Origin of the sequence: Bacillus bingmayongensis, from assembly GCF_000299035.1 — a bacterium.
In the GTDB taxonomy this organism is placed as follows: Bacteria; Bacillota; Bacilli; order Bacillales; family Bacillaceae_G; genus Bacillus_A; species Bacillus_A bingmayongensis.
In genome coordinates this window covers 134,639-150,282 of record NZ_JH921520.1, presented here as the reverse complement: position 1 = coordinate 150,282, position 15,644 = coordinate 134,639, and the positions used below count along the sequence as shown (strand labels likewise).

General features: G+C 38.0%; 16 protein-coding genes. 6 read left to right on the top strand and 10 right to left on the bottom strand.

What is annotated here, in order from left to right; translation table 11 throughout:
* Nucleotides 1-240: 240 nt before the first annotated feature.
* Nucleotides 241-423: a sporulation protein Cse60 gene (locus tag Y7E_RS0124300; protein ID WP_017153815.1), complete on the bottom strand. Its 183-nt coding sequence runs from the start codon at nt 421-423 to the stop codon at nt 241-243.
* Nucleotide 424: 1 nt separating this feature from the next.
* A complete protein-coding gene (locus Y7E_RS0124295) occupies nt 425-661 on the bottom strand; it encodes a DUF2553 family protein (protein ID WP_017153814.1) in 237 nt (78 codons plus the stop codon).
* 287 nt (nt 662-948) lie between these two features.
* Here Y7E_RS0124295 and Y7E_RS0124290 point away from each other — a divergent pair, with 287 nt between their 5' ends.
* On the top strand, nt 949-1,443 hold the full coding sequence (locus Y7E_RS0124290) for a CarD family transcriptional regulator (protein WP_087958016.1): 495 nt from the start codon (nt 949-951) through the stop codon (nt 1,441-1,443).
* 92 nt (nt 1,444-1,535) lie between these two features.
* Here Y7E_RS0124290 and Y7E_RS0124285 read toward each other — a convergent pair whose 3' ends face one another.
* The 5 genes from Y7E_RS0124285 to Y7E_RS0124265 form a co-directional block, all read right to left on the bottom strand.
* A complete protein-coding gene (locus Y7E_RS0124285; RefSeq protein WP_017153812.1) occupies nt 1,536-2,705 on the bottom strand; it encodes a nitrate/nitrite transporter in 1,170 nt (389 codons plus the stop codon).
* Between the two features lie 91 nt (nt 2,706-2,796).
* A complete protein-coding gene (moaD, locus tag Y7E_RS0124280) occupies nt 2,797-3,030 on the bottom strand; it encodes a molybdopterin converting factor subunit 1 (protein WP_017153811.1) in 234 nt (77 codons plus the stop codon).
* Complete coding sequence (locus Y7E_RS0124275) at nt 3,027-3,497, bottom strand: molybdenum cofactor biosynthesis protein MoaE (RefSeq protein ID WP_017153810.1); 471 nt, start codon at nt 3,495-3,497, stop codon at nt 3,027-3,029. Before Y7E_RS0124275 ends, moaD begins: the two co-directional genes overlap by 4 nt.
* The gene (gene mobB, locus Y7E_RS0124270) at nt 3,494-4,009 is read right to left on the bottom strand and encodes a molybdopterin-guanine dinucleotide biosynthesis protein B (RefSeq protein WP_017153809.1); all 516 of its coding nucleotides are present in this window, start codon (nt 4,007-4,009) and stop codon (nt 3,494-3,496) included. The genes Y7E_RS0124275 and mobB overlap by 4 nt, the downstream gene beginning before the upstream one ends.
* Nucleotides 3,979-5,268, bottom strand: a complete 1,290-nt coding sequence (locus tag Y7E_RS0124265; protein WP_017153808.1) for a molybdopterin molybdotransferase MoeA — start codon at nt 5,266-5,268, stop codon at nt 3,979-3,981. The genes mobB and Y7E_RS0124265 overlap by 31 nt, the downstream gene beginning before the upstream one ends.
* 95 nt (nt 5,269-5,363) lie before the next feature.
* On the opposite strand from Y7E_RS0124265, the gene moaC reads away from it, so the two are divergent.
* Complete coding sequence (gene moaC, locus Y7E_RS0124260) at nt 5,364-5,855, top strand: cyclic pyranopterin monophosphate synthase MoaC (RefSeq protein WP_017153807.1); 492 nt, start codon at nt 5,364-5,366, stop codon at nt 5,853-5,855.
* Nucleotides 5,856-5,886: 31 nt separating this feature from the next.
* Here the strand turns inward: moaC and Y7E_RS0124255 are convergent, their stop codons facing one another.
* The 3 genes from Y7E_RS0124255 to Y7E_RS0124245 all read right to left on the bottom strand — a co-directional run bounded on the left by Y7E_RS0124255 (nt 5,887) and on the right by Y7E_RS0124245 (nt 8,550).
* Nucleotides 5,887-6,900, bottom strand: coding sequence for a molybdopterin-synthase adenylyltransferase MoeB (locus Y7E_RS0124255; protein WP_017153806.1), 1,014 nt, complete (start codon nt 6,898-6,900; stop codon nt 5,887-5,889).
* Nucleotides 6,901-6,916: 16 nt separating this feature from the next.
* Entirely contained in the window at nt 6,917-7,930 is a 1,014-nt protein-coding gene (gene moaA, locus Y7E_RS0124250) for a GTP 3',8-cyclase MoaA (RefSeq protein ID WP_017153805.1), read from the bottom strand.
* Nucleotides 7,931-8,208: 278 nt separating this feature from the next.
* A complete protein-coding gene (locus tag Y7E_RS0124245) occupies nt 8,209-8,550 on the bottom strand; it encodes a winged helix-turn-helix transcriptional regulator (protein WP_017153804.1) in 342 nt (113 codons plus the stop codon).
* Nucleotides 8,551-8,689: 139 nt separating this feature from the next.
* Here Y7E_RS0124245 and Y7E_RS0124240 point away from each other — a divergent pair, with 139 nt between their 5' ends.
* From Y7E_RS0124240 to narH, 4 genes are all read left to right on the top strand, one after another.
* Entirely contained in the window at nt 8,690-9,361 is a 672-nt protein-coding gene (locus Y7E_RS0124240) for an NAD(P)H-dependent oxidoreductase (protein ID WP_017153803.1), read from the top strand.
* Nucleotides 9,362-9,590: 229 nt separating this feature from the next.
* Nucleotides 9,591-10,289 (top strand): Crp/Fnr family transcriptional regulator, encoded by a 699-nt coding sequence (locus Y7E_RS0124235; RefSeq protein ID WP_026049336.1) that lies wholly within the window; start codon nt 9,591-9,593, stop codon nt 10,287-10,289.
* A gap of 208 nt (nt 10,290-10,497) precedes the next feature.
* On the top strand, nt 10,498-14,175 hold the full coding sequence (locus Y7E_RS0124230) for a nitrate reductase subunit alpha (RefSeq protein WP_017153801.1): 3,678 nt from the start codon (nt 10,498-10,500) through the stop codon (nt 14,173-14,175).
* The gene (gene narH / locus Y7E_RS0124225) at nt 14,165-15,640 is read left to right on the top strand and encodes a nitrate reductase subunit beta (protein ID WP_017153800.1); all 1,476 of its coding nucleotides are present in this window, start codon (nt 14,165-14,167) and stop codon (nt 15,638-15,640) included. Before Y7E_RS0124230 ends, narH begins: the two co-directional genes overlap by 11 nt.
* Nucleotides 15,641-15,644 lie beyond the last annotated feature (4 nt).

Genomic DNA, 15,644 nt, shown 5'->3' with positions numbered 1-15,644 from the left:
CTTTTGGTTTTGTGTCAAGAAATCTCCATTCGAACCAATAACAACAGTCTTTCTCTGATCTATGTTTCCATTCATGCAATTTCACAATGACTGTTGAGAAATTCTCAACATTTTTTCGACAGGACAAACACACAGCTCTACATTTCCTCATAATATACTCACAAAAGCAACTCAATCCATTACCAGTTCCTGTAGTTCCTACTTAAAAACATAAAAAAGAGCTGGCTCCCCAGCTCTTTTTTATGTTTTATATATTACCATCGCCGAAAAACAATAAATTTGATTTTCATCGTCATTAATGGATACACCAACTTGATATTTAATATCTACAAGCTGTTCTTCATTCAGCTTCTTCAGAAACACATTTACGGAGTCTTCCAAGTCCTTTTCATGACTTTCATCGAACACCTTAACGCGAATCATGTTAACACCATCCTAGATCGCAGCCCTCCGCCGCTTGATTATTGCCACGGTGAGTATCTATGATGCGATAAAACTTACCATCTTCATATATATATCCGTCTTCTAACACATATTGCTTATCTTCAGTATAGACATAAAACTTACCTATCATAAATTTACTTGTATATAATTCTAAATAATTTGATTTAAATCTTGCTACTACCTTATTCGTAATATCAATTTTAATTATGCGTCCCACCTTTCACCCCTCCTTTAAAAAGAACGGATTTAGGTATATTGTATTAACGATTTTACATTTTATGAATAAAAAGAAGTGGATACGCCCCTTATTTTTCTCCAGACATTTCTGAGAATACTCACTCCATTCCATATGCAGCTCTTTCAACAAAAAGTGTGATTCATTTCCATCTAAAAACGCAATAAAAAACCGTCCCAAAATCGTTGACACACACATAAAACATATGATAATATAATAAATTTGATATTTTTCTCCATATATGTTATCATTACATATAGTTACCACATATGGAGGTGGATGATTTGTTTCAAATCGGCGATAAAATTGTTTACCCTATGCACGGAGCAGGAATAATCGAAGCAATTGAAGATAAAGAAGTGTTAGGAAAAACACGTCAGTATTGTGTAATACACATGGTTATTAGCGATATGCAAGTGATGATTCCTATGGATAAAGTAGAAAATTCTGGCATACGTTTCGTTGTCGATAAAAATACATTAAACGATGTATTAGTTGACATTCATAATGGTGAAGCTGACCACTCACTCTCATGGAAACAAAGATATACCATGAACATGGAGAAAATGAAAAATGGGAATCTTCTAGACGGCGCTGAAGTTGTTCGCGATTTAATTCGCCGCAATAAAGAAAGAGCATTAAATGCGAGTGAAAAGCAAATGTTAGACAACGCGCGCAGAATTTTAATTAGTGAAGTTGCACTTGTTCAAGATGTTTCAGAAAATCAAGCTACCGATTTTCTACAAGATACTATCAATCATTAATACACGAATCCCTAATTTATATAAATAGCGTTCGGCTATTTTTTTGTTTATATAAGAAAAAGATGTCTGCTCACAGACATCTTTTTCTTATATTATTTACTATTTAACATCACTAGTAGCTTTTCTTGACTGTACATCCATACTGTAATAATTAAACAAGCAAGCGCTACTTCTGATAATGCCATGAATCCAATTGCATAATGACCAGTTAGTTGGAATAGTAAGGTTAAAATTAATGGTGGGAAAAATCCTCCTAATCCTCCTAAAGCTGCGACAAGTCCATTCACAACCCCGGCTTGTTCAGAAAAGTACATCGGTACAAGTTTAAAGATTGTTCCGTTTCCAATTCCTGCACAAAATGCGACAAGTAGGCAGCCAAATGTATATACGTTCATACTTGGCATAAACGATAAAACAATGCCAGATAGCGTTAAACCGATGAATACAAAAATTAATATTTTAAACGGATTAAATTTATCACCGAGCCAACCACCAATCGGGCGCATGATTGTTGCTAATACGATAAATCCAGCTGTTCGCATGCCTGCATCTACTTTTTCTAATCCAAAGTGAGATACTAAAAAGTTTGGTAAGTATACTGTAAATGCAACAAACGATCCAAAAGTTAAGAAATAGAAAATACATAAGAACCACAGTTTTTCATTTTTGTATACACCTTTTAACTGTTCCATTAATGGTGTATTTACTTTTCGCTCCCCGCGATCACCTAATAAAAAGTTAAGAAGAGCAAAAACAGCTAGTAAGATTAAAAAGGATTGTACAGTTGCTCTCCAGCCAAATGAAGTTGCAATTACAGGCGCTAAGAATGATGTAACCGCTGTTCCTGCGTTACCTGCACCGTAAATACCATTTACAAAACCGTGACGCTCTTTCGGATAATATTTCGGCAAGGACGTTACACCTACTGAGAACACAGCTCCGCCGACCCCTACAAATAAACCACCAATAATTAAATCCATCATAGAGTTCGCAATGCTAATATAAAAGACAGGGAATAATAAAATAATAAAGCTTATAAAAAATAATTTTCTCGCTCCGTAACGATTGGTCCAATAACCAATTGGAATTCGAAGCACTGACCCTAAAATAACAGGTACTGCTGTAACAAGGGAAATTTGTCCTGCTGTTAATGCAATGTCTACTTTAATAAACGGCATTAACGAAGATAAAATCACCCACACCATAAAACCAATGACAAGATTAGAAGTTTGTAAACCTAATTGAAAATTCGGACTTCTCATCTTTTTCGCCTCCTATTTTGTTCAATATTTCACAATTTATATTAATTCCCTCCAGTCTAATCACGGAATTCCGTGATTAGACTGAAAAAAATCAACCACCGCTTACTGGCGGAATCAATGCGACAACATCACCAGCTTTGATTTTGTCATCTTCATTTGCATATTCTTCATTGATAGCGACCATAATTTGCTCTGAAACTGCTATGTGATGTTCCTTTGTAAGGATATCTTTTAGTTCTGCAACGGTAATATTTTCACAGTCTATTTTCAGCTCGTTTGTTCCGGCTTCTTCTTGCAAATGCGCAAATAATAATACTTGAATCATTTTCTCATCTCCTTTCCAGGTTCCCCATTTGGATATGGCGTTTTTTCTAATTGATCACCAATCCATGAGTCGCCATCTTCCCAAAACTCTTTTTTCCAAATCGGAACAATTTGTTTGATGCGTTCCATAATATATTCATTTGCTTCATACGCAGCTTTTCGATGCGGCGTTGATACAGCAACAACAACGGCAATATCAGAAATTTGTAATGTACCGATGCGATGTGTAATCGCAACGTGTGTCCCAGGCCATTTTTCTTTCACTTCATCTCCAATTTTTGCAAGCATTTTCTCTGCCATTGTCTTATAAGCTGCGTATTCTAAATATAATGTACGGCGCCCTTTCGTGAATTCTCTAACAGTCCCAATAAAGGTTGTCACAGCACCACATTCACGACGAATCACTTTATTTGTAACATCTTCAATCGAAATTGGTGTATCGATTACTTCATAATACGTATGTGTCATTGTGCACCCCTTATCGTTTGTACGAACCATTTCATATATGATTCTTCCTCTGTTATATGAAATGTTTTATATGTTTCTTGTAAATTTTGCATAGCGTCATCCCATGTAATAACTGCCATCACATTCTCCACTTTATTTAATAAAGCAATATCTTCAATCGAGCGAAGCAAAACTACCTTTGGATAATTTTCTGCTTTATATCCTTCAATTAAAATGAAATCCACTTTAAAAAATTCATATAATCGAATAATCTCCTGTAAAGACCACTCATCCCGAAGAGAAGAAAGTGATAATAGTCCACCTCCCTCTACAATGCTCACGACAGCACCCGCTTGCCTATGTCGTTCACTATCCTTTTGCGGTACTTCCGGATAGCCACCATGTCCGTGATGCTTAATTGTGGCAACTTTCATACCTTCCTCCGCAAAAGCTTGAATCAATTTCTCCATAAGCGTCGTTTTCCCACTATTTTGATAGCCAACTATTTGTAAGATTGGAGCGGTTCTGCCCAAGGCCACTCACTTCCTTGACTTGATTCTAGTAATAGCACTGAAACTTTCATTCCCGCTTCAAATCCTCTTGTTCCTCCTGGGAGTACAATAAAAGCATTGCTATCTGCAAGAGAAGAAATCGCACTTGATTTATCAAGTCCTACTGGCATAACTTCCAACTGACCATTGATAAACTCTACTTTCCCCCTTACAAATCGTGTAAATGGATTTGCCTTTGAGAAATCTTTTTGCAGAATAGCATCTGCACGATATACATGCCGTTCTTTCGCGTGAAGGAATGCTTGAATAACTGGATGAACGAGTAATTCAAATCCAACATAACAAGCAGATGGGTTACCAGATAACCCAAACAACAGCTTTCCATTTACTTCAGCTACCGTTGTGACACTCCCTGGTCGCATCGCGATTTTATTAAAAAGAACATTCGCATGTAATTTTTCGTAAATCGCAGGCAAGTAATCGTAATCACCTACCGAAACACCGCCCGTTGTGATTAAAATATCCACTTCATTCATCGCGGTTTTCACTGCTTCATAGCAAGCTTCTAAATCATCAGCAAGTTGTCCATAATACCTTACTTGCCCACCAGCTCTAGCAATTTGAGCTGCGATCATATAGGAATTACTGTTTCTAATTTTTCCTGGTTCCAGCGCTTCATGTACTTCTAATAGCTCACTTCCCGTCGTTACAATCCCAACAACAGGCTGTTTTATAACGTTCACTGAACTGTAGCCAAACGTCGCTAAAAGTGCTGCTACACCCGGATTAATCTTCGTACCTTTTTTTACAAGTATTTGATTTTGTTTCACATCTTCACCTTTAAACGAAACATTATCACCTGCTTTTAAAGAACGCTTTAACTTCATATACGTTTTACCGTTCTGCTCAAACCCTTCCGTGAGTTCTAACATCACAACTGCATCACAATCTTTTGGAATCGCTGCCCCTGTCATAATGCGCACAGCTTGAAATGCCTTTACTTCATCTATAAAAACAGAGCCAGCTCCGATTTCTCCTATTACTTCAAATTCAATGGCATGATTGTGCCCCGCCTCTTTTGTATCTTCCGCTCGAATCGCAAATCCATCATATGGAGAGCGATCAAAATGCGGGACATCATGATCCGCTACAACATCTTCTCCAAGAATTCTTCCATAACTTTCCATAATAGAAATTTTTTCTGTTTCACCTTGCTGGGCGTATTTCATTACCCGTGCTACTGCTTCAGCAACTGGAATTGGTACTCGTTTTTCTAACATCTTTTTCACCCCATATTTGCAAAATATCACATCTTGATTACACTTTATATTGTACAATGCTAAACATAATAGCAATTACTTCAAGGAGGTATTCCATGTCTTCATTTACTCATTTCAATGACCAAGGCCGTGCAAAAATGGTCGATATTAGCAATAAAAAAACTACTGTGCGAACAGCAATTGCTCGCTCTAGCATTCTTGTTACGAAAGAAATTTATGATAAAGTCACTCATAATGAAATTGGCAAAGGCGATGTATTAGCCGTCGCACAAATTGCTGGTATTATGGCTGCCAAACGTACTTCTGATATTATTCCGATGTGCCACCCTTTACTTCTAAAAGGAGTAGATGTTTCCTTCGATTGGGAAACGGTTAAAGAGAACTACCGTTTACAAATTGAAGTAAAAGTAAAAACAGAAGGTAGTACAGGTGTCGAGATGGAAGCTTTAACTGCTGCCTCTGCAACCGCGCTTACCGTGTATGACATGTGTAAAGCTATTGATAAAGGTATGATTATCGGCGAAACATATTTACTTGAAAAAACAGGCGGAAAAAGTGGAGATTACGTTAGAAATTCACATTCCTAATCCCCAGAACCTAAAGGAACCTCCTTTAGGTTCATCCTATATATCTCGCATATAATCGTTTCGCTACTTTCATATCATTTGTCCCATGAATAAAAGCCCTGCCATCTGTAAATAAAACAAATCGATATTCATCAATTGGAAAGGATAATAAATATGGTGTTGTTTGCACATTCATACTTTTTTGTAAGCGCTTTTTAATTTCTTCTAAATTAAGAAGTTGCGGCACTCCTGGACGGATTTGAACTGTATTTCGTCCACATAACACCTCTGTTTTCATCTGTGATTCAAACGTTAAACTCGGGTACGTGCGCAGTTTTCCACAAGATAAACACGTATCTTTTTTCTGCCTATTCACTTTAAACGCCATATGCTGATTGTTCCAAAGATCAAATGATAGCATCGTTTCACGAAGCGCTCCAAAATCTTCTACCAATATTTTAAGTGCTTCTGTCACTTGATGGCTGGTGACCAATTGTACAGCTGGCTGTATAATTCCCGCCGTATCGCATGTTACACCACTAGTCGGATGCTCCATCAAACAGCGAAAACATGGTGTTTTCCCTGGAAGAATTGTATATGTGACGCCATAACTTCCAACGCATCCTCCATATATCCAAGGAATATTGTATTTTTGCGAAATGTCATTAATAAGAAGACGTGTCTCAAAATTGTCAGTCGCATCTAATATTAAATCCACATTCTTAATTAACTCTTCCATTTCTTGTACCGCTACATCTGTTACGACTGGTACGATTTCTACTTCAGAATTAATCTGCCTTAAACGTTCGGCAGCTGCAACTGCTTTCGGCTTATACTGCTTTGCATCTTCTTCTGTATATAACTGCTGCCGCTGTAAGTTACTCCACTCAACATAATCACGGTCAGCAATCGTTAGTTTTCCAATTCCCGCTCGAACAATTGCCTCTGCATTTGCTGCTCCTAATGCACCGGCACCGATAATGAGTACATGCTTTTCTCTTATTTTCCTTTGTCCTGCTTCACCAACTCCAGAAAATAATATTTGTCTTGAATAACGCTCCTGCACGCAGCATCCCCCTTTCTTATCCTCCGATATAAGACATTTCAATTTTCGGACGATTATTTGCACTTTCTTCAGTCCGCTCATCAGAATACCGGTCCTTTCGATATTCCCATACATTTTGCACGACCTTTAATAAATCTGTATCCGAAATATCTTCTCTAAGCAAGCTTCTTAAATCTGTTCCCTTCGTCGCAAATAAACAAGTATAAAATTTACCATCTGCCGAAATCCGCGCTCTCGTACAAGAAGAACAGAAAGATTCAGAAACTGAAGTGATAAATCCAACTTCCGTATCACTGTCGGTATAACGATAACGCTTCGCAACTTCTCCAAAATAATAGGGTTCTACAGGTTCAATTGGATATACCCCGCTAATCTTCTCAATTAACTCTTGTTTCGTAATAACCTGCTCAAAATTCCATCCGTTCGTACTGCCAACATCCATAAACTCGATAAAGCGAAGCTGAATTCCCTGTTCTTTGAAATAAGCGGCCATCGGAAGAATTTGACTATCATTCATTCCTTTTTTCACGACCATATTCACTTTCACATCAAGTCCAGCTTCTTTTGCTGCCGCAATCCCTTTTAGCACAGGTTTTGTACTAATATTCTGGCCATTAATTTTACGAAACACATCATCTTCTATCGCATCTAAACTAACATTCACTCGGTGCAGTCCCGCTTCTTTTAACGCCTTTGCTTGCTTTGTTAAATGAATGCCATTTGTCGTCAGTCCAATATCTGTTAAGCCATCTAGCTTCGCAAGTCGCGTAATAAGCTCTGGCAAATCTTTACGTAGCAATGGTTCACCGCCCGTAAGCCTAATTTTCTTTACACCCATGCCTACAAACAATTTTGCTAATCGCTCGATTTCATCAAATGTAAGCAAAAATTCTTCTTGTAAAAATGCATAGTCAGGTCCGAATACTTCAGCTGGCATACAATATGTGCATCTGAAATTACAACGATCAATGACAGAGATGCGTAAATCTTGAAGCGGACGCCCTAAAGAATCTGTAATCTTCTCGCGCATCGTCACCCCTCCTTTTCTGCTAGATTCATATCTGTCTTCATTCTATTATAATATATTTTCAAACTGCGATGTTTTTGCTTGAGTTCTTTGTTCGCCTTCTATATGTTTTTATTTGTTTTTATGATAATAAAGGCAAATGATATATGTTGTGATATTTCTCACATCATATACGCCATTCAAAAATTCTTCACAAATCTGTTCGTATTTTGTTCACATTGTATAAAAATCTCGACACCTAACCCATTATAAAGAAGGGGCCAATATAAGTTGCATACTTTTTACTGCTTTTGATCCACTTGTACTTGCGTCCGATATTCGTCGCCCCACTCACGCATAAGTGTAATAATTGGTGTAAGAGATTTTCCGAATTTCGTTAAAGAATACTCTACTTTTGGCGGAACTTCTTTATATACTTCCCGGTGGATTACCCCAGCCGTTTCAAGTTCTCTGAGCTGTCTTGTTAACATGCGCTGCGTAATACCAGGCATCAATCGTAAAAATTGATTAAAGCGAATCTCTTTGGCATTCATTAAATGAAATAAGATAACTCCTTTCCATTTGCCACCGATTACATCTAGCGTTACTTCTACTGAACAACGCTTTATATCTTGCTGTTCCATTTTATCACTCTCCATTAGTATACAAATTGATACTATATGCTAAAAATGTGCGTACTTACATCATTCATTGTACTATTGTAGAATCAATTTTGTAATCAACTTACTAAGAAAAAGTAAATTATTAAAGGTGGTTATTTAAATGGAACGTAAAAAAGAAGAAATTTTAAAAGCCTATCACTTTAGACATGCGTGTAAGGAATTTGATGTAAATAAAAAAATCTCTGATGAAGATTTTCATTTTATTTTGGAAACTGGACGACTTTCTCCAAGTTCATTTGGTTTTGAACCTTGGAAATTTGTTGTGATTCAAAACCAAGCTCTTCGCGAAAAACTTCTCCCTGTAGCTTGGGGCGCTCAAAAACAATTGCCGACAGCGAGCCACTTTGTTGCTATATTAGCTCGTAAGAAAGAGGATATGATTTATAACTCTTCCTATATTTCTAACTTTATGAAAAACATTCAGCATCTTCCCGAGGAAGTTATTACAATGAAACGTGGTTTTTATAAGGAGTTCCAAGAATCAGACTTTCATTTATTAGATAGTGACCGCGCAATGTTTGATTGGGCTTCTAAACAAACATATATCGCTCTTGGTAATATGATGACTGCAGCTGCTCAAATCGGCATTGATTCTTGTCCAATTGAAGGGTTCAATCAAGAAAAAGTAGAAGCAGTTTTAAAAGAAGAAGGAATTATTTCAGAGAATACATTTGGCGTCTCTTGTTTAGTCGCTTTCGGTTACCGTACTGAAGAACCAAAGCACAAAAAAACTCGCCAAACAATAGATGCGGTCGTTGAATGGATCAAATAAAGTGAAACTTTAATTTCTTTGTTTTTGCTGAATTTTGAGGCGTGGGTCTTACTGCCCGCAAATAGCGGGATAACCTCAAAGAGTGTCTTTTCCAGACACTCTTTTTTAGCATTAAAAATACCTTGTTCACAGATAAAAATACACTTATCACTTATAATAAAAAAGATATTTCTTGCATTTTCACCATACTTACATCCAAAATAAGAAGTAGACTGCTTTAAAAAGAAAGGTGATTGCTGTGAATCGTACGGCATTATCAAATGATTTAAAGGAATTACTTGCATCTGTTGAATATAAAAGGCAGATCAATAAAGGAAGTTATATTTTCCAAGAGGGTGTGGAGGCGAAAGAACTCTATATTATTCACTCTGGGAAAGTTCAAATTAGTAAAATTAGTGCTGATGGCCAAGAATTAACACTTCGCATTTGTTCAAAGCACGATATTATCGGTGAATTAACATTATTTACGGACAATGCAAAGTACTTATTAAATTCGAAATGCCTAGAAGACGTTGAAGTGGGCATCATTAAGCGTGATGCTTTAGAAAAAGCATTACTCCAAAAGCCGGCCCTTGCATTTGAATTTATGAAATGGATTAGCGAGCATTTAAGGAGAATGCAAACGAAATTCCGTGATTTAGTGTTGCATGGTAAAAAGGGTGCCCTTTATTCCACACTCATTCGTATGACAAATAGTTATGGTGTATTAAAAGAAAATGGGATCCTCATCGATTTACCTTTAACAAATCAAGAACTTGCAAATTTCTGTGCAACATCACGTGAAAGTGTAAATCGTATGTTAAATGATTTAAAAAAACAAGGAATCATTTCCATTTATAAAGGAAAGATTACCATTCATAATTTGCAATTTTTAAAATGCGAAATCGCCTGTGAAGATTGCCCCGCCTCTATTTGTAGCATTGAGTAGCCTCTCTATTTGAGACGCTGCTCTTTTTTCTTTCTTCCTTTACTCTATGTAGAAAACCTCTTCTACGATGTGTAAAACATCACACTCTCCAAAATTTCATATAATTTTTTTGACAATCTGTTGAACTGTGACAGATATCACATCTCTATTTTTCACACTCTTTTATATTGAATGTTAGTAAGAGAAACGTATTAAAGGAGTGAACAGTATGAAAAAGAAACCTTCGGCACTAATGAAACGTTTAAAATATTTTTCTCCAATAGATCGCTATAACGATAATCATACACAAGAAACATACGAAGATCGTGAATGGGAAAACGTGTACAGAAAGAGATGGCAACATGATAAAGTAATCCGTTCTACACACGGCGTAAACTGTACCGGTTCTTGTAGCTGGAATATTTATGTAAAGGACGGAATTGTAACTTGGGAAGGTCAAGAACTGAACTATCCATCTACCGGACCTGATATGCCTGATTTTGAACCACGAGGATGTCCGCGTGGAGCTAGCTTTTCTTGGTACATTTATAGTCCACTTCGCGTGAAATACCCATATGTACGCGGTGTCCTTTGGAATATGTGGCAAGAGGAACTTCAAAATCACAAATCACCACTAGACGCTTGGAAAAGCATCGTAGAAAATCCTGAAAAAGCACGCACATATAAAAGTGCGCGCGGTAAAGGTGGATTTGTTCGTGCAAATTGGAAGGAAGTATTACAACTTGTTGCTGCTTCTATGCTTTATACGATAATTAAATATGGTCCAGATAGAAATGTCGGATTCTCACCGATTCCAGCGATGTCTATGTTAAGCTATGCTGCTGGTAGCCGATTTATGCATCTTATGGGCGGTCCAATGCTTAGCTTCTATGATTGGTATGCTGATTTACCACCAGCTTCACCGCAAATTTGGGGTGATCAAACTGATGTTCCAGAAAGTAGTGATTGGTACAACTCTGGTTACATTATGACATGGGGTTCAAACGTACCAATGACAAGAACGCCAGATGCCCATTTCTTAGCAGAAGTACGCTACAAAGGAACGAAAGTCGTTTCCGTAAGTCCTGATTTTGCTGAATCAACCAAATTTGCAGATGATTGGATGAGTGTAAAACAAGGTACAGATGGTGCTCTTGCAATGGCAATGGGGCACGTTATTTTACAAGAGTTTTACGTGGACAAACAAGTGGAATACTTCACAAATTATGCAAAGCAATATACCGATTTCCCATTCCTTGTCACATTAAAACAGCAAGGAGACCAATTCGTTACAGACCGTTTCTTAAACGCTTCTGATATTGGTCGTGAAACAAAACTTGGTGAATGGAAACCAATTCTTTGGAACGATCATTCGAATGATTTCGCAGTACCGCATGGCACGATGGGGTCGCGATGGGATAACGAAAAGAAATGGAATTTACGCTTAGAAGACGAACAAACAGGTGAAAAAATTGATCCACGTCTTTCTTTACTTGGTATGGAAGATGCAGTTGGAACTGTACAAATCCCATATTTCTCCGATGACGGAAACAAAGTATTAGAACGTACAATTCCAGTGAAAAAAATCGCTATACAAGAAGGCGACATTTTCGTTACAACTGTATACGACTTAACGTTAGCAAACTACGGTGTCAACCGCGGACTTGGTGGTCAAGAACCAAAAGACTTTAATGATGATGTGCCATTTACACCAGCATGGCAAGAAAAAATGACTGGAGTAAAAAGAGATCTCGTTATTCAGATTGCCCGTGAGTTTGCGCAAAATGCAATTGATACAAACGGACGCTCGATGATTATTGTCGGTGCTGGTATTAACCATTGGTTTAACTCTGATACGATTTACCGCGCTGTTCTCAACCTTGTTCTTCTTGTTGGTGCACAAGGTGTAAACGGCGGTGGTTGGGCACATTACGTTGGACAAGAAAAATTACGCCCAGCAGAAGGGTGGCAAACTGTCGCAATGGCAAAAGATTGGGGCGTTTTACCAAAACTACAAAATGGTACATCCTTCTTCTATTTTGTAACGGATCAATGGCGCTATGAAGATACACCAGTTGGACACTTGGCATCGCCAGTTGTCGGAAACTCTCGTTACCAACATCACGGTGATTACAATGTATTAGCCGCTCGTCTTGGCTGGTTACCTTCTTATCCAACATTCGAGAAAAGTGGAATTGAAATATATAAAGAAGCAGTTGCTGCTGGAGCGACAACCCAAGAAGACATTGGGAATTACGTTGCCCAAAAGCTAAAAGAAAAAGAACTGAAATTTGCAATTGAAGACCCTGATAACAAAAATAACTTCCCGCGCAACTTATTTGTTTGGCGTGCAAACTTAATTTCAAGTTCTGGTAAAGGACATGAATATTTCTTAAAACATTTATTAGGTACAACAAATGGATTACTGAATGATGATAGCGATTCATTACGACCAGAAGAAATCAAGTGGCGTGAAGAAGCACCTGAAGGAAAACTTGATCTATTAATCAACTTAGATTTCCGTATGGCCGGAACAGCACTATATTCTGATATCGTTCTTCCTGCCTCAACTTGGTATGAAAAACACGATTTAAGTAGTACTGATATGCATCCGTTCGTACATCCATTCAATCCAGCAATCAGTTCACCTTGGGAAGCACGCTCTGACTGGGATATTTTCAGCTCCCTTTCAAAAGCAGTCTCTGATTTAGCAGAGGAGCTCGATCTTGAACCAATGAAAGAGGTTGTGGCGACACCACTTCTTCACGATACACCGCAAGAGTTAGCACAACCGCTTGGTCGCATTAAAGATTGGAGTAAAGGTGAATGTGAACCAATTCCAGGCCAAACAATGCCAAAAATTCAGGTTGTGGAGTATGATTATAAAACGATTTATGACAAAATGACTGCACTTGGACCGAATCTTAAAACAATTGGCACAAAAGGAATTTCCTGGTCAGCCGAAAAAGAATACGAGCAATTAAAGAGCAAATTAGGTGTAAACCGCACTGATTCGATTGCAAAAGGATGCCCTGATATAAAAGAAGCAATCCATGCAGCAGAAGCAGTCTTAACACTTTCTTCTACAACAAACGGGCATATGGCCGTTAAAGCATGGGAAGCTCTTGAAAAACAAACAGATTTAAAACTGCGTGATTTAGCGGAAGAACGCGAAGAAGAATGCTTCACATTCGACCAAATTACAGCACAGCCAAAGACAGTTATTACATCTCCTGCTTTCTCAGGTTCTGAAAAAGGCGGACGCCGTTACTCACCATTTACAACAAATGTCGAACGCCTTATTCCTTGGAGAACGATAACTGGACGTCAATCTTTCTATTTAGATCATGACATGATGAAAGAGTTTGGTGAAACAATGGCAACATTCAAGCCAATCTTGCAACATAAACCGTTCCGTAAATCACGTCCTGAAGTAGAAGGAAAAGAAATTACGCTCAACTATTTAACACCGCATAATAAATGGTCAATTCATAGTATGTACTTCGATTCCTTACCGATGTTAACACTGTTCCGTGGTGGTCCAACTGTTTGGATGAACAAAGATGATGCCGCAGAAGCTGGCGTTGCTGATAATGATTGGATCGAATGCTTTAACCGTAACGGTGTTGTCGTAGCACGCGCTGTCGTAACGCATCGTATACCAAGAGGAATGGCCTTTATGCATCATGCACAAGATCGCCATATTAACGTGCCTGGTACAAACTTAACAAGTAATCGTGGAGGAACTCATAATAGTCCAACACGCATTCATGTCAAACCAACACATATGATTGGTGGATACGGTCAATTAAGCTACGGCTTTAACTACTATGGTCCAACCGGAAACCAACGTGATTTAAACGTCGTTATCCGTAAACTGAAGGAGGTAGATTGGCTTGAAGATTAAAGCACAAGTCGGAATGGTAATGAACCTAGATAAATGCATCGGCTGCCACACTTGTAGCGTAACATGCAAAAACACCTGGACAAATCGTCCAGGTGCTGAATATATGTATTTCAACAACGTGGAAACAAAACCTGGTATCGGTTATCCAAAACAGTGGGAAGATCAAGAAAAATATAAAGGCGGCTGGGAATTAAAAAACGGTGAACTCCAGCTAAAATCTGGTTCAAAAATGAAACGCCTTATGAACATTTTCCATAACCCAGATCAACCTACTATCGATGATTATTTTGAACCTTGGAACTATGATTATGAAATATTAACAAATAGTCCACAGCGCAAGCATCAACCTGTAGCTCGCCCAAAATCGGCAATTACTGGTGAATTTATCGACAAAATTGAATGGGGTCCTAACTGGGAAGATGATTTAGCAGGTGGACATATAACTGGTTTACAAGATCCAAACGTCAAGAAAATGGAAGAAGATATTAAAACAGACTTTGAAAATGTCTTTATGATGTACTTACCTCGCATTTGCGAACATTGTATGAATCCATCTTGCGTGTCTTCTTGTCCATCTGGGGCAATGTATAAGCGTGACGAAGATGGTATTGTACTTGTCGACCAAAACGCATGCCGCGCTTGGAGATTCTGTGTATCTTCTTGCCCATATAAAAAAGTATATTTCAACTGGCAAACAAATAAAGCTGAAAAATGTACTCTGTGCTTCCCACGTATTGAAGCTGGTATGCCAACAATTTGTTCTGAAACATGCGTAGGACGTATTCGTTATATTGGGGTTATGCTATATGACGCTGACAAAGTAAAAGAAGCTGCTTCTGTAGAAGACGAAAAAGATTTATATGAATCTCAGTTAACTGTCTTCTTAGATCCAAACGATCCAGAAATAGCTGCTGAAGCAATAAAACAAGGTATTCCAGAAGAATGGGTCAAAGCTGCTCAAGAGTCACCTATCTATAAAATGATTATTGATTGGAAAATTGCTCTTCCTCTTCATCCAGAATACCGTACGATGCCAATGGTTTGGTATATCCCACCATTAAGCCCAATTATGAATATGGTGGAAGGAAAAGGAAGCAACTGGCAAGCAGAAGATATTTTCCCTGCTATCGATAATATGCGTATTCCGATTCAATTTTTAGCTAACTTACTCACTGCAGGCGATGAATCACACATTCGTCTTACATTGAAAAAAATGGCTGTCATGCGAAGTCATATGAGAGCACTGCAAATTAATAAAGAACCTAATAAAGATGTGTTAAAAGCACTCGGTTTAACAAAAGAAGATGTAGAAGATATGTATCGCCTTCTTGCCATCGCAAAATATAAAGATCGTTTTGTTATCCCAGCTTCTCATCGTGAACAAGTAGCAGACCTGTACAGCGAACAAGGAAGCTGTGGCCTTTCTTTCGCAGGTGGCCCCGGTTCTTGTATGACAATCTCTTAAACTA

Excerpts from the sequence above, each read along its gene's own strand:
- Y7E_RS0124300 (WP_017153815.1), bottom strand. The coding sequence starts at position 423 with ATGATTCGCGTTAAGGTGTTCGATGAAAGTCATGAAAAGGACTTGGAA.
- Y7E_RS0124290 (WP_087958016.1), top strand. The coding sequence starts at position 949 with ATGGAGGTGGATGATTTGTTTCAAATCGGCGATAAAATTGTTTACCCT.
- Y7E_RS0124285 (WP_017153812.1), bottom strand. The coding sequence starts at position 2,705 with ATGAGAAGTCCGAATTTTCAATTAGGTTTACAAACTTCTAATCTTGTC.
- moaD (WP_017153811.1), bottom strand. The coding sequence starts at position 3,030 with ATGATTCAAGTATTATTATTTGCGCATTTGCAAGAAGAAGCCGGAACA.
- Y7E_RS0124275 (WP_017153810.1), bottom strand. The coding sequence starts at position 3,497 with ATGACACATACGTATTATGAAGTAATCGATACACCAATTTCGATTGAA.
- Y7E_RS0124265 (WP_017153808.1), bottom strand. The coding sequence starts at position 5,268 with ATGTTAGAAAAACGAGTACCAATTCCAGTTGCTGAAGCAGTAGCACGG.
- moaC (WP_017153807.1), top strand. The coding sequence starts at position 5,364 with ATGTCTTCATTTACTCATTTCAATGACCAAGGCCGTGCAAAAATGGTC.
- moaA (WP_017153805.1), bottom strand. The coding sequence starts at position 7,930 with ATGCGCGAGAAGATTACAGATTCTTTAGGGCGTCCGCTTCAAGATTTA.
- Y7E_RS0124245 (WP_017153804.1), bottom strand. The coding sequence starts at position 8,550 with ATGGAACAGCAAGATATAAAGCGTTGTTCAGTAGAAGTAACGCTAGAT.
- Y7E_RS0124240 (WP_017153803.1), top strand. The coding sequence starts at position 8,690 with ATGGAACGTAAAAAAGAAGAAATTTTAAAAGCCTATCACTTTAGACAT.
- Y7E_RS0124230 (WP_017153801.1), top strand. The coding sequence starts at position 10,498 with ATGAAAAAGAAACCTTCGGCACTAATGAAACGTTTAAAATATTTTTCT.